We start from the raw sequence: 13,246 nt of genomic DNA, 5'->3' as shown, positions 1-13,246 counted from the left end.
AGTCCAATATGACAGAAAATAAAAATGTAATATTATCGGCTCGCGATATCGTCGTGGAATTTGACGTTCGTGACCGTGTTTTGACAGCTATTCGAGGGGTTTCCCTTGACTTGGTTGAAGGTGAGGTTTTGGCCTTGGTTGGTGAGTCTGGTTCAGGTAAATCAGTCTTGACTAAAACTTTCACAGGGATGCTTGAAGAAAATGGCCGTGTAGCCAGTGGATCTATTAATTATCGTGGTCAAGATTTAACAAAACTTAAGAGTCACCAAGATTGGGCACCAATTCGTGGAGCTAAGATTGCAACAATCTTCCAGGATCCTATGACCAGTCTGGACCCTATTAAGACTATCGGTAGTCAAATTGTTGAAGTCATTGTCAAGCACCAAGGTAAATCGCCTAAGGAAGCTAAGAAAATGGCTATTGACTACATGGACAAGGTCGGTATTCCTGATGCGGAGGAACGTTTCAATGAATATCCTTTCCAATATTCTGGTGGGATGCGTCAACGTATCGTTATTGCCATTGCCCTAGCTTGTCGTCCTGATATTCTTATCTGTGACGAGCCAACAACGGCTCTTGACGTGACGATTCAGGCTCAAATCATTGACCTCTTGAAATCGCTCAAAGAGGAGTACGGTTTCTCAGTCATTTTCATTACCCATGACCTTGGTGTCGTAGCCAGTATCGCTGATAAGGTTGCGGTTATGTATGCTGGTGAAATCATTGAGTTTGCTACGGTTGAGGAAATTTTCTATGAACCTTGCCATCCCTATACTTGGAGCTTGCTGTCAAGCTTGCCACAGTTGGCTGCTGATAAGGGTGAACTCTTCTCAATTCCAGGGACACCACCGTCACTTTATACACCGGTTGTTGGGGATGCCTTTGCCTTGCGTTCAGACTATGCTATGCAGATTGACTTCGAGGAAAAAGCGCCACAATTCCAAGTTTCAGATACTCACTGGGCTAAGACCTGGCTCTTACATGAGGATGCGCCAAAAGTTGAAAAACCTGAGGTCATCCAAAATCTACATGAAAAAATCCGTGCCAATATGGGATTTGCACATTTAGAAGATGAGGAGGAAGGCAATGCCTGAGAAGTTAGTTGAAGTAAAAGATGTGGAGATTTCCTTCGGTGAGGGAAGCAAGAAATTCGTTGCGGTCCACAATGCTAATTTTTTCATCAACAAGGGTGAAACCTTTTCCCTCGTTGGTGAGTCTGGTAGTGGTAAAACGACTATCGGGCGTGCCATTATTGGTCTAAATGATACAAGTAATGGCGACATTATATTTGACGGTAAGAAAATTAATGGTCACTTATCTCACTCTGAGAAAAATGACCTTATCCGTCGTATTCAGATGATTTTCCAAGACCCTGCAGCGAGTTTGAATGAACGTGCGACGGTTGACTATATCTTGTCTGAGGGTTTGTATAACTTCCATCTTTATAAGGATGAAGAGGACCGTAAGGCTAAAATCAAGGAAATCATCAAAGAAGTAGGGCTTCTCGAAGAGCACTTGACACGTTATCCTCACGAATTTTCTGGGGGACAACGTCAACGTATCGGGATTGCGCGTTCCTTGGTTATGCAACCTGATTTGGTTATTGCCGATGAACCGATTTCAGCCCTTGACGTGTCAGTCCGTGCCCAAGTCTTGAACTTGCTTAAGAAATTCCAAAAAGAGTTGGGATTGACCTACCTCTTTATTGCTCATGACTTGTCAGTGGTCCGTTTCATTTCTGATCGTATCGCTGTTATCTATAAGGGAACAATTGTGGAAGTTGCAGAAACGGAAGAACTCTACAACAATCCTATTCACCCTTACACAAAGTCACTCTTGTCTGCTGTTCCTATTCCAGACCCAATCTTGGAACGTAAGAAAGTTTTGAAGGTTTATGATCCAAACCAACACGACTATTCTGTTGATAAACCAGAAATGGCTGAAGTACGCCCAGGGCACTTCGTTTGGGGTAACAAGGCCGAAATCGAGACTTACCGTAAAGAACAAAGTAAATAAGTCTTTTCAATGCAAAAAAAAATCGTGTTCCAAAAGGAACACGGTTTTTATTTTAGTCTAAGTTTAAGCGCTTGGTCATGATATAGTAGGTACCGAAGTAGCTTGCAGCGATAATAACGATTGACTGAATGATACCCAAAATATATGTCAAATTGTTCATTGAATTACTTGTGATATTTGAAGTCAAAGCAGCGCTAAATCCAAAGAAGAAACCAATAAAGAATAGGATGGACTGAATAGCGAAATAAGCGACAAACCCCATAAGAATTTTGTTAGTGTTGAAGAGATTTCCGATGCTAATACAGAGGTAATAAAGTAGAATACCAGCAATTGTTCCTAAAATTGTAGCAGGAATGAAGAGGTAGAGTGCCCCCATTTCTTTTAAGATTTGACCAAAGTAGCTGGTAGTCAGGAGGATATCTTTCATATCTAGGTTGAAAGCGGCTATAATGCCAATTGAAGCGAGTACAACGAGAGATGAAATCGTATCTAAAATAAAGGCTACAAAGAGTTTAGACAAGACAAGCTGGTGCGCTGAAACAGGAAGCGTGTTGCTTAGGTAGCCTTCTCGTCCAAAGACGCTGGTCGCAAAGCGTTTGATGATGAGGACAATAGTTGCGATATAGATGGTTCCCCAAACAACAATGGTAGCAATAACAATCAGTGTAAAGAAGGCCATAAAAAGTAGGCTTGGTTCCTTGTGGCTGTGTTCAAAAGTGACTATTAATTTTTGAAGCATTAAGCCCAAAGGTATGGACAGTAGGATGGCAATCCCATAGATGCCAAGGTACCACTTGCGGACTGATTGTAATTCATACTTAACTAATTTCCAAAACATGCTCATACCTCCTAGTTGTGGAACATCTCTCTGAAGAGCTTGTCAATAGACTTGCCATGGGCTTGGCGGATATTATCGGCATCTCCTTGAAGTTCAATCTGACCGTATTTTAAGAAAACAACCTCGTCTAAAATAGATTCAACATCTGAAATCAAATGAGTTGAGATGATAACAGAAGCTTCTTCCGAGTATTGGTTGATGATGGTCCTGAGGATATAGTCACGAGATGCAGGGTCAACGCCACCAATAGGCTCATCAAGAAGATAGAGCTTGGCCTCTCGGCTCATAACCAAAATCAACTGAACTTTTTCCTTGTTTCCTTTTGAGAGGTCTTTGAGACGAAGATTAGGTTGAAGGTTTAGATCTTCCAGAAGTTGCAAGGCAAGAGGATAGCGAAAGTCGGCATAGAAATCTTGGAAGAAGTCCAAGTAGTATTGGATGGTCTTACTTTCATCTAAATAGGTTGTGTCAGGCAGATAAGCCACTTGTGACTTGGTGATAGGTGATGGCTCAAATCCGTTAATCGTTACAAGACCGGAAGTTGGCTGAAGGAGGCCATTCAAAATTTTAATGAGGGTCGTTTTACCACTTCCATTTGGTCCTAGGAGACCAACAATCTTTCCTGAAGGGATAGTCATAGTCACATCTCTTAGGGCTGGAATACCATTGTAGGTTTTGGTGAGATTTGTTAAAGTTACAATATCAGTCATCAGTCTATAACTCCTTTCCTCTTTGTTCAATGTAGTCGGTGATAATGGTTTTAATTTCAGGTGAACTGAAGCCAATAGCCGACATTTCAGTGACAAAGTTCTTAATCAGGTTTTGAGCAATTTCGTGTCGTTTTTGGTTAATGAGTTTCTCGTCTTCGGTGACAAAGCGACCAGAAGTACGGGCAGAGTAAACCAAACCTTCTTTTTCCAGTTCTTGGAAGGCCCTTTGTACGGTGTTTGGATTAACACCGGCTTCTTGAGCGAATTCTCGAACGGGTAAAAGTTGTTGCCCCATGCTTAATTCTTTAGAAGCAATTTTAAGTTTGACACGATAGGCGATTTGAAGATAAATGGGTGATTTTTCATCAAATGTCCAAGCCATAAGAGACTCCTTTCTAGGAAATATCATTACATTATTTTTGTACTACAGCAATGATACAACTTAAAAACATAATTTGCAAGTGAAATACTATATTTTCTCTCATAACTGTGGCTTTTCCCTAACTTATGTTTCTATTTTTGGTACAATAGGAGCAAGTGTATTCGACCTGAAGGGAGATTATTTTGAAAATTTTAGCAACAGATATGGATGGTACTTTTTTGGATCATCATGGTACTTATGATAAAGCACGTTTGGATAGCCTGTTGGATGCTTGTGAGACCAAGGACTATGTTTTTACAGTTGCCTCTGGACGGGCTCTTTTAGCCTTGGAGGAGCTTTTTGACGGGTTTGTGGACCGTATTGCTATCATTGCGGAAAACGGAGCCTTGGTTCAGTATAAGGGTCAGGTATTGTTTGAGTCCAAGCTAGAACCTAAAGATTATTTGGAAATTGCAGACACGACTTTAGCCTTGCCAACCTGTGAAGGAATACTTCTGTCAGGCCGCCAGGGAGCTTATGCACCTAACGACGCTGATCCTGCCTATCTTAAGGCTATGGAACGTTATTATAAAAATGTCGTGGCGACAGACCTTGAATCAGTGACTGATGATATTTTTAAGGTGACGGCTAAGTTCCAAGGGGATACCATCATGGAGCGTGGTGACTATCTCAACACGATTTTTGAGGATATGACGGCTGTGACAACTGGCTTTGACTCTATGGATATTATTCTTAAGGGTGTGGATAAGGGCTTTGGCCTCTACCATTTATGTCAAGAGTTAGGGCGTCAGGCTTCTGATGTTGTGGCTTTTGGTGATAATCTCAATGATATGGAGATGCTGACCTTTGCGGGTCGTGCCATTGCGATGGAAAATGCGCGTGATGAGATTAAGGCTGTAGCTGATGAAGTGATTGGTCACCATAAAGATGGTGCCGTCTTTGACTCTATGGAAGGGTTGGTAGGTTCAGATGTCTGAGATTAAACTACTGGCCTTGGATTTAGATGGGACGCTTTTTACCAAGGATAAGCAGGTTACTGTTGAAAATAGAGAGGCTCTAAAAGCGGCAGAGGCTAAGGGGGTTCACGTGGTCATTACGACTGGTCGTCCTCTTCCTGCAATCGACCATATTTTGAAAGATTTGGGCTTGTTGGACGACAAGCATTACAGCGTGACTTTTAATGGTGGCTTGGTTCAGCGCAATAACGGTGATATCCTCGTAAAGAAGGAGATGAGTCGAGAGGATATAGAGCAGGTTTATGCTGCTTTTGAACCTCTGGGACTTCCCATGGATGTTCTCAGTGATGGCATCGTTTATGGTGTTCCAAGTAAAGGAAACCACTCTCTCTACCGCCAGGCTAATCCAGCCCTGACCTTTGTTGATGTGAATAGCATTGATGACATTCCGAAGAATATCGTCTATAATAAGATTGTTACGGTCTGTGAGGAGGCGTTTTTGGATGCACAAATTCCCAAATTGCCTAAACAGCTTTCCGAAGACTTTGAAGTTTTTAAGTCTCGAGAAATTATCCTTGAAGTGATGCCTAAGGGTGTTCATAAGGCTGAGGGCTTGAAACTATTGTCAGATTATCTGGGCATTGACCAAAGTCAAGTCATGGCCATGGGTGATGAAGAAAACGATTTGACCATGTTGAAATGGGCTGGTCTCGGTGTGGCTATGGCTAATGGTGTTGATAAAGTCAAGGCTGTCGCAGATGCTGTAACAACCCAAACGAATGAAGAATCTGGTGTGGCTGAGGCCATCCATAACTATATTTTAGAGAAATAAGGAGAACCAAATGGGTCTATTTGATCGATTATTTGGACAGAAAAACGAACAGTCACAGGAAGCTGCAGAAACTGTTGCCAGCAATGATTTAACAGATGACATTTCAGAAACAGAGTCTCTTGACAATCAAGACTTGCAAAACTTTGACTCAGAAGTCGAGTTCCTTGATCATCAAGATTTATCAACAAGCGAGTCAGCTAGTGAGAGTCAAACTGAGCAAGTAAGTCAGTCAGAAAATCCAGAAGAAGCTTTATCCACAGAATCTGTTGATGAAGTGGCTGACGCTGTAGACGTGAACAGCGAAGAAGTATCTGAAGAAGAAACGGTTGAAGATTTTTCTGAGGATAGTATTGCTTCTAGTGAGTCAGAAGTAGGTCAAGAGCCTGAAGAAAGTCAAGCTGCTGTGGATAACCATTTTGCTGATGTCATGGCTGACTATTATGCCAAGAAAGCTCAAGTAGCTGCTGCTGCCGAAAAAGGTGAGACAGTTACTTTTGAAGCGGTTCAAACCCGTCAAGTTGAGGAAAAAACCGAAGAAGTTGCTACTTCTCAAGTAGAAACAGAACGAGAAAAGTATGATCGAACACTCAAAAAGACCCGTACTGGTTTTGCTGCCCGTCTGAATGAATTTTTCGCTAATTTCCGTCGTGTTGATGAAGAGTTTTTCGAAGAATTGGAAGAAATGCTAATTCTCTCTGACGTTGGGGTCAATGTTGCGACACAATTAACGGAAGACTTACGCTATGAAGCTCGCCTTGAAAATGTCAAAAAGACTGAGGATTTGCAACGCTTGATTATCGAAAAGCTTGTGGATATCTATGAGAAAGACGATGTTTACAATGAGCAAATTAACTTCCAGGATGGCTTGACTGTTATGCTTTTTGTTGGGGTCAATGGTGTAGGTAAGACGACATCTATCGGTAAGTTGGCACACAAATACAAACAAGAAGGTAAAAAAGTCATGCTGGTTGCTGCTGATACCTTCCGTGCAGGGGCTGTTGCCCAGTTGGTCGAGTGGGGGCGTCGTGTAGATGTGCCAGTGGTGACTGGTGCTGAGAAGGCTGACCCTGCTTCAGTAGTCTTTGATGGTATGGAAAAGGCTCTTGCTGAGGACGTTGATGTTCTCATGATTGATACGGCAGGTCGCTTGCAAAATAAAGACAACCTCATGGCAGAGCTTGAAAAGATTGGTCGTATTATCAAACGTGTGGTCCCAGAAGCTCCTCATGAAACCCTCTTGGCTTTGGATGCTTCAACAGGTCAAAATGCGCTTAGTCAGGCTAAGGAATTTTCAAAAATCACACCCTTGACTGGTCTTATCTTGACTAAATTGGACGGTAGTGCCAAGGGTGGGGTAGTTCTAGCCATCCGCCAAGAATTGGATATCCCAGTAAAATTGATTGGTTTTGGTGAAAAAATTGATGATATTGGTGAATTCCATTCGGAAGAATTTATGCAAGGTCTCTTGACTGGCTTGGTTTAAAAGATAAGAATAAAAGAGTGAGTGCTAGGAAAATAGGATTCACTTTTTTTAATGGTTCCCTCACCTTGAAAAAAGTCGCTTTTATTGGTAGAATAGTAAGGTAAAAGGCATGCTCCGGTGAGTGAGCTGTCACGGAATCAATCAACAACCCCCAAGCTGTAGAAATGAGCATCTGCTTTTCTGTTTTTACGGCAAGTTTAAAGAGATTTTTAATCTTAGTTTAAGGAGAAGACATGTCTGATCGTGGACTTTTAATTGTTTTTTCAGGGCCTTCTGGTGTCGGAAAAGGAACTGTCCGTCAGGAAATTTTTTCAACACCTGACCACAAATTTGAATACTCAGTCTCAATGACTACACGTGCCCAGCGTCCTGGTGAGGTTGATGGAAAGGATTATTTCTTCCGTTCTCGTGAGGAATTTGAGGAGCTTATTCGCAACGGCCAAATGTTGGAATATGCTGAGTATGTTGGTAACTACTATGGAACACCATTGACTTATGTTAATGAGACCTTGGATAAGGGCATTGATGTGTTTCTTGAAATCGAGGTACAAGGAGCCCTCCAGGTTAAGAAAAAAGTTCCAGATGCTGTCTTTATCTTTTTAACACCACCAGATTTGAACGAACTTCAAGAACGTTTGGTTGGTCGTGGAACAGATTCTGAGGAAGTGATTGCTAAACGTATTGAGCGTGCCCGTGAAGAGATTGCTCTTATGAGCGAGTACGATTATGCTATCGTCAATGACGAGGTGCCTTTGGCTGCTGAACGTGTCAAACGTGTCATTGAAGCAGAACATTTCCGAGTAGATCGTGTGATTGGCCGCTATCGTAATATGATTTCAGAAAAGAAATTATCAGATAAATAAATTAGAAATAGGTATAGAATTATGATGTTGAAACCCTCTATTGATAAGCTTTTGGATAAAGTACCTTCAAAATATTCATTGGTTATTTTGCAAGCCAAACGTGCTCATGAATTGGCAGCTGGTGCCGAACCAACTCAAGAATTTTCAGCTGTCAAATCTACGCTTCAAGCCCTTGAAGAAATTGAATCTGGAAATGTCACAATCCACCCAGATCCAGAAGGTAAACGTGAATTGGCACGTTTGAAAGTTATCCAAGCACGTCTAGCTGCTGAGGAAGAAGAACGTAAAATCAAAGAACAAATCGCTAAAGAAAAAGAAGAAGGCGATAAAATCTAAAATCAAAGTCTAGCTTTGGTTTATGAGGACAGGGGGAGCTGAGGCATAGTGCCTCAGCTTCCTTCTTTATGATGATAATCCAACTCAGGAGGTCCTGAGCACTACAAAATACTGGTCTTAAGGCAGTGATGGGAGGAGATATATGGTTTTAGTTGCACAAATAATTGTAGATGTTCCTCTGATGCAGACGGACAGGCCTTATAGTTACCTTGTACCCGAATCAATGCAAGGTCAAATTGCCATCGGTATGCGGGTTCATGTCCCTTTTGGTAAGGGAAATCGTCTTTTGCAAGGCTTTATCCTTGGTTTGGAAGAGCAGGAAAATGGAGACAATCTTCCAGAGTTGAAGCCTATTGCGGAGCTTTTGGATTATGAACCGGTCCTAAATCAGGATCAGCTGGACCTGGCTGACCAAATGCGACACACGGTTTTTTCCTATAAGATTTCCATCTTGAAGTCTATGCTTCCAGGTCTTCTTAATTCTCAGTATGACAAAGTTATCATGGCGACTGATAAGCTGAGTGAAGAGGAGAGGGTCACTTTTCTTCAGGGGCGAGACCACATTCTTTTCTCCCAATTATCAGAGAAACAAGGTCAAGCTATTCCTCGTCTGGTGCAATCTGGTTGCGTAACGGTTGATTACATTGCCAAGGATAAGCAAAATATAAAAACGGAGAAGCATTATAGTGTTCAAAAGGGCATTTTAGAGACTTTGGACATTTCGCAACGAGCCAAGAAACGGTTAGAGTTAAGGGACTTCTTGCTAGGAAAAAGTGAATCTGGGAAGTTGGCTGACCTCTATAAATTGTTTTCTCGAGATGTGGTTAAGTTTTTCATTGAAGCTGGAGCTTTGGTCATCACTGAGGTTGAGGTCAATCGTGCCGATAGCTACTTTGAAAAGGTAGCAAGGACAGATTTTCTGGAGCTTAATGCGCAACAGGCGCATGCTGTTGAAGTCATGACAGGTCAGATTGGTCGTGGTGGCAAACCGTTCTTGTTGGAAGGAGTGACGGGTTCGGGTAAGACGGAAGTCTATCTTCATCTTATTGAGCGGACCTTGGCCATGGGGAAAACAGCCATTGTCTTGGTTCCAGAGATTTCCCTGACACCCCAAATGACTAATCGTTTCATCTCTCGTTTTGGAGACTTGGTAGCCATTATGCATTCAGGCTTGTCAGACGGTGAAAAATTTGATGAGTGGCGTAAGGTTAGGTCTGGTCAAGCCAAAGTTGTTGTAGGGGCACGTTCGGCTATCTTTGCTCCCTTGGACAATATCGGAGCAATCATTATTGATGAGGAACATGAGGCTACTTACAAACAAGAGTCCAATCCTCGCTACCATGCTAGAGATGTGGCCTTGCTTAGGGCTAAGAGTCATGGCGCTATTCTTGTCCTTGGCTCAGCGACACCTTCTATTGAGACACGAGCGAGGGCTCAGAAAGGGGTTTATCATTTTCTTGAGTTGACAGAGAGGGCCAATCCTAAGGCTAAAATTCCGCAGGTAGAAGTGGTGGATTTTAAGGACTTTGTTGGGCGTCAAGAGGTAAGTGATTTTACGCCACCTCTCTTGGAAAAAATCAGAGAACGCTTGGCACGTAAGGAACAAGTCGTATTAATGTTGAACCGTCGTGGGTATTCCTCTTTTGTCATGTGTCGTGACTGTGGCTATGTGGATGATTGTCCCAACTGTGATATTTCATTGACCTTGCACATGGATACCAAGACCATGAATTGTCACTATTGTGATTTTCAAAAAGCAATACCACACGTCTGCCCTAACTGTCAGAGTCGTCAGATTCGCTATTATGGGACTGGAACACAGAAGGCTTATGACCAGTTGACAGAACTCTTGCCTGAAGCCAGAGTGATTCGGATGGATGTTGATACGACACGTAAAAAAGGTGCTCACGAGAAACTCCTAGAGACTTTTGGAAGTGGCAAGGCTGACATTTTGCTTGGGACCCAAATGATTGCCAAGGGTTTGGATTTTCCAAATGTTACCTTGGTAGGGGTCTTGAATGCGGATACGTCCTTGAATTTACCGGATTTTCGTTCGGCTGAGCGTACCTTCCAACTCTTGACTCAGGTGGCTGGTCGTGCTGGTCGTGCGGACAAGGAAGGGGAGGTTATTATTCAGACCTATAATCCTAGCCATTATGCCATTCGGTTTGCCCAGCAACAGGATTACGAAGGTTTTTATGCCTATGAGATGGGGATTCGCCACCAGCTGGCCTACCCGCCCTATTTCTATACGGTAGGAATCACGCTTTCTCACAAGGATGAAGAGTTTGTAGTCCGCAAGAGCTATGAGGTTATGGCTTATTTGAAAGAGCACTTGTCGGACAAGGTGACTTTTCTGGGACCAACGCCTAAGCCTATTGCTCGAACACATAACCTTTATCATTATCAGATTATTATCAAATACCGTTTTGAAGATAACTTGGAAGAAACGCTTAATGGGGTCCTTGATATGACCCAGGAACCTGAAAATAAGGACTTGCGTCTGATTATTGATCACGAACCTCAGAATTTTACTTAATCTAGAAAAGGAAAAATATGACAAAATTAGTATTTATGGGAACGCCTGCCTTTTCAGCGACAGTGCTGGAAGGACTTTTGACAGATGAGCGTTACGAAATTGTCGCTGTTGTCACACAGCCAGACCGTGCTGTCGGCCGTAAAAAAGAAATCCGCATGACACCAGTTAAGGAAGTGGCCTTGGCGCATGATTTGCCTATTTATCAACCTGAAAAATTGTCGGGTTCAGAAGAGATGGCTCAAGTAATGGCACTAGGTGCTGATGGGATTGTGACTGCGGCTTATGGACAATTTTTGCCAAGCAAGTTGCTTAATAGCATGGATTTTGCGGTGAATGTTCACGCCTCTCTCTTGCCAAAATACCGTGGTGGGGCACCTATTCATTATGCCATTATCAATGGGGATGCAGAAGCAGGTGTGACAATTATGGAAATGGTCAAGGAGATGGACGCTGGTGACATGGTTAGCCAAAAGGCCTTGCCAATTCTTGACGAGGATAATGTTGGTACCATGTTTGAAAAATTGGCCGTCTTGGGTCGTGACCTTTTGCTCGAGACCTTGCCTGCCTATATTGCAGGAGAAGTTAAACCTGTTCCTCAAGATGCCAGTCAGGTAACCTTTTCACCAAACATTAGCCCAGAAGAAGAACGCCTTGATTGGAACAAGTCAGCACGTGACATCTTCAATCAAATCCGAGGTATGTACCCATGGCCTGTGGCCCATACTTTGCTTGATGGCAAACGTTTCAAGATTTATGAAGCAGACTTGGTAGAAGGTCAAGGACAGGCTGGTCATATCATTGAAAAAACCAAGAAGAGCTTGGTCGTTGCTACTGGTCAGGGAGCTATTTCGCTTAAGACAGTTCAGCCTGCAGGGAAGCCTCGTATGGCTATTACTGATTTTCTCAATGGGGTCGGTCGCAATCTTGAAGTAGGTGATGCATTTGGCCACTGATTGGAAAAAAACAGCCCGTGGACAGGCACTTGAAGTCTTAGAAGAAGTCTTCCAAGAAGGGGCTTACTCGAATATTGCCCTCAATGCACGTCTGAGCAAGTCGCATCTAACAGATAAGGACAAGGCCTTGGTGACGGAAATTGTTTATGGAACCGTTGCCCGTAAGATTACTTTGGAATGGATCTTGGCCCATGTTATTGAGGATCGAGACAAACTTGAAGCTTGGGTCTACGACCTCTTGCTTTTGAGTCTTTACCAGTTGGCTTACTTAGATAAAATTCCAGCCCATGCGGTGGTTAATGATGCCGTCTCTATTGCCAAAAATCGAGGTAATAAAAAGGGTGCTGAGAAGCTGGTCAATGCCGTTCTTCGGAAATTGTCTAGTCAACCATTGCCAGACCCAAGTAAGATTAAACGTGTCAATAAACGCTATTCTGTTCAATATTCCCTACCTGTATGGTTGGTGAAGAAACTTATTGACCAGTATGGGGAAGACCGTGCCCTTGCTATTTTCCAAAGTCTCTTTGTCAGGAACAAGGCCAGTGTTCGTGTGACAGATGTGTCTCGTATGGAAGAGATTGCGGATGCAACTGGTGCTGAACGTTCAGAACTGTCACCAGTTGGGCTTGTTAAGTCCTCTGGTTACTTTGCTGGGACAGAATATTTTAAAGAGGGCTTGTTAACCATTCAGGATGAGACCAGTCAACTGGTTGCGCCAACTTTAGGGATTCAAGGTGAAGAAGAAATCCTTGATGCCTGTGCGGCTCCTGGTGGTAAGACGGTCCATATGGCTTCGTATTTGACCAGTGGACATGTAACAGCGCTTGACCTTTATGATCATAAACTAGATCTCATCAAGGAAAATGCGCAACGACTTGGTCTGGCTGATAAGGTTAAGACACAGAAACTGGATGCTAGTCAGGTTCATCGAGTCTTTCCAGCTGATAGTTTTGATAAGATACTCGTGGATGCTCCTTGTTCAGGAATTGGACTCATCCGTCGAAAACCAGACATTAAGTACAATAAGGATCTGCAAGACTTTGAGTCCCTTAAGGCTGTGCAGTTGGACATCTTATCCAGTGTTTGTCAAACCCTACGCAAAGGTGGTATAATAACATATAGTACTTGCACCATTATAGCTGAAGAAAATCAAGAGGTGATTCAAGCTTTTCTTGAAACGCATCCTGATTTTGAGCAAGTTGCCTTAGACCATCCATGCCAAAACATAATGGTTAATGGCTGTTTGGCAATCACCCCCGAACAGTATCTAACTGATGGCTTCTTTATCGCACAGTTGCGTAAAAAGGCCTAGGGTTACAGAGGAGGAAATGCTGACGC

Annotated in this window: 13 protein-coding genes; 10 read left to right on the top strand and 3 right to left on the bottom strand. The window is 42.8% G+C overall.

The window, feature by feature from the left end; genetic code table 11:
* The first annotated feature begins 8 nt into the window (after positions 1–8).
* Positions 9–1,094 carry an ABC transporter ATP-binding protein gene (locus PCY14_RS00205; RefSeq protein ID WP_021152349.1) on the top strand — a complete coding sequence of 362 codons (1,086 nt, stop codon included), beginning with the start codon at positions 9–11 and terminating at the stop codon, positions 1,092–1,094.
* Positions 1,087–2,016, top strand: coding sequence for an ATP-binding cassette domain-containing protein (locus tag PCY14_RS00200; protein WP_021152348.1), 930 nt, complete (start codon positions 1,087–1,089; stop codon positions 2,014–2,016). The genes PCY14_RS00205 and PCY14_RS00200 overlap by 8 nt, the downstream gene beginning before the upstream one ends.
* 52 nt (positions 2,017–2,068) lie before the next feature.
* Here PCY14_RS00200 and PCY14_RS00195 read toward each other — a convergent pair whose 3' ends face one another.
* From PCY14_RS00195 to PCY14_RS00185, 3 genes are read right to left on the bottom strand one after another with little or no spacing between them, the layout of a single operon-like run.
* Positions 2,069–2,854, bottom strand: coding sequence for an ABC transporter permease (locus tag PCY14_RS00195; protein ID WP_301363012.1), 786 nt, complete (start codon positions 2,852–2,854; stop codon positions 2,069–2,071).
* 11 nt (positions 2,855–2,865) lie between these two features.
* Entirely contained in the window at positions 2,866–3,564 is a 699-nt protein-coding gene (locus tag PCY14_RS00190; protein ID WP_021152346.1) for an ABC transporter ATP-binding protein, read from the bottom strand.
* 4 nt (positions 3,565–3,568) lie between these two features.
* On the bottom strand, positions 3,569–3,946 hold the full coding sequence (locus PCY14_RS00185; protein ID WP_008535155.1) for a GntR family transcriptional regulator: 378 nt from the start codon (positions 3,944–3,946) through the stop codon (positions 3,569–3,571).
* Between the two features lie 182 nt (positions 3,947–4,128).
* Between PCY14_RS00185 and PCY14_RS00180 the strand changes: the two genes are divergently transcribed.
* The 8 genes from PCY14_RS00180 to rsmB all read left to right on the top strand — a co-directional run bounded on the left by PCY14_RS00180 (position 4,129) and on the right by rsmB (position 13,220).
* Positions 4,129–4,923, top strand: coding sequence for an HAD family hydrolase (locus PCY14_RS00180; protein WP_293929908.1), 795 nt, complete (start codon positions 4,129–4,131; stop codon positions 4,921–4,923).
* Complete coding sequence (locus PCY14_RS00175; protein WP_021146204.1) at positions 4,916–5,734, top strand: Cof-type HAD-IIB family hydrolase; 819 nt, start codon at positions 4,916–4,918, stop codon at positions 5,732–5,734. The genes PCY14_RS00180 and PCY14_RS00175 overlap by 8 nt, the downstream gene beginning before the upstream one ends.
* A gap of 10 nt (positions 5,735–5,744) precedes the next feature.
* Positions 5,745–7,217: a signal recognition particle-docking protein FtsY gene (gene ftsY, locus PCY14_RS00170; protein WP_021146203.1), complete on the top strand. Its 1,473-nt coding sequence runs from the start codon at positions 5,745–5,747 to the stop codon at positions 7,215–7,217.
* Positions 7,218–7,450: 233 nt separating this feature from the next.
* Positions 7,451–8,080, top strand: coding sequence for a guanylate kinase (gene gmk, locus PCY14_RS00165; protein ID WP_008535152.1), 630 nt, complete (start codon positions 7,451–7,453; stop codon positions 8,078–8,080).
* 21 nt (positions 8,081–8,101) lie between these two features.
* Complete coding sequence (gene rpoZ / locus PCY14_RS00160) at positions 8,102–8,416, top strand: DNA-directed RNA polymerase subunit omega (protein ID WP_002889391.1); 315 nt, start codon at positions 8,102–8,104, stop codon at positions 8,414–8,416.
* 142 nt (positions 8,417–8,558) lie between these two features.
* On the top strand, positions 8,559–10,955 hold the full coding sequence (locus PCY14_RS00155) for a primosomal protein N' (protein ID WP_164376329.1): 2,397 nt from the start codon (positions 8,559–8,561) through the stop codon (positions 10,953–10,955).
* 17 nt (positions 10,956–10,972) lie between these two features.
* Entirely contained in the window at positions 10,973–11,908 is a 936-nt protein-coding gene (gene fmt / locus PCY14_RS00150) for a methionyl-tRNA formyltransferase (RefSeq protein WP_060934269.1), read from the top strand.
* Entirely contained in the window at positions 11,898–13,220 is a 1,323-nt protein-coding gene (gene rsmB, locus PCY14_RS00145; RefSeq protein ID WP_021146198.1) for a 16S rRNA (cytosine(967)-C(5))-methyltransferase RsmB, read from the top strand. The genes fmt and rsmB overlap by 11 nt, the downstream gene beginning before the upstream one ends.
* The last annotated feature ends 26 nt before the right edge of the window (positions 13,221–13,246 follow it).

This window comes from Streptococcus sp. SV2, from assembly GCF_030440175.1.
In the GTDB taxonomy this organism is placed as follows: Bacteria; Bacillota; Bacilli; order Lactobacillales; family Streptococcaceae; genus Streptococcus; species Streptococcus raffinosi.
This window is presented reverse-complemented; position numbering and strand designations above follow the sequence as displayed.

Excerpts from the sequence above, each read along its gene's own strand:
- PCY14_RS00205 (WP_021152349.1), top strand. The coding sequence starts at position 9 with ATGACAGAAAATAAAAATGTAATATTATCGGCTCGCGATATCGTCGTG.
- PCY14_RS00200 (WP_021152348.1), top strand. The coding sequence starts at position 1,087 with ATGCCTGAGAAGTTAGTTGAAGTAAAAGATGTGGAGATTTCCTTCGGT.
- PCY14_RS00195 (WP_301363012.1), bottom strand. The coding sequence starts at position 2,854 with ATGTTTTGGAAATTAGTTAAGTATGAATTACAATCAGTCCGCAAGTGG.
- PCY14_RS00190 (WP_021152346.1), bottom strand. The coding sequence starts at position 3,564 with ATGACTGATATTGTAACTTTAACAAATCTCACCAAAACCTACAATGGT.
- PCY14_RS00185 (WP_008535155.1), bottom strand. The coding sequence starts at position 3,946 with ATGGCTTGGACATTTGATGAAAAATCACCCATTTATCTTCAAATCGCC.
- PCY14_RS00175 (WP_021146204.1), top strand. The coding sequence starts at position 4,916 with ATGTCTGAGATTAAACTACTGGCCTTGGATTTAGATGGGACGCTTTTT.
- ftsY (WP_021146203.1), top strand. The coding sequence starts at position 5,745 with ATGGGTCTATTTGATCGATTATTTGGACAGAAAAACGAACAGTCACAG.
- gmk (WP_008535152.1), top strand. The coding sequence starts at position 7,451 with ATGTCTGATCGTGGACTTTTAATTGTTTTTTCAGGGCCTTCTGGTGTC.
- rpoZ (WP_002889391.1), top strand. The coding sequence starts at position 8,102 with ATGATGTTGAAACCCTCTATTGATAAGCTTTTGGATAAAGTACCTTCA.
- PCY14_RS00155 (WP_164376329.1), top strand. The coding sequence starts at position 8,559 with ATGGTTTTAGTTGCACAAATAATTGTAGATGTTCCTCTGATGCAGACG.
- fmt (WP_060934269.1), top strand. The coding sequence starts at position 10,973 with ATGACAAAATTAGTATTTATGGGAACGCCTGCCTTTTCAGCGACAGTG.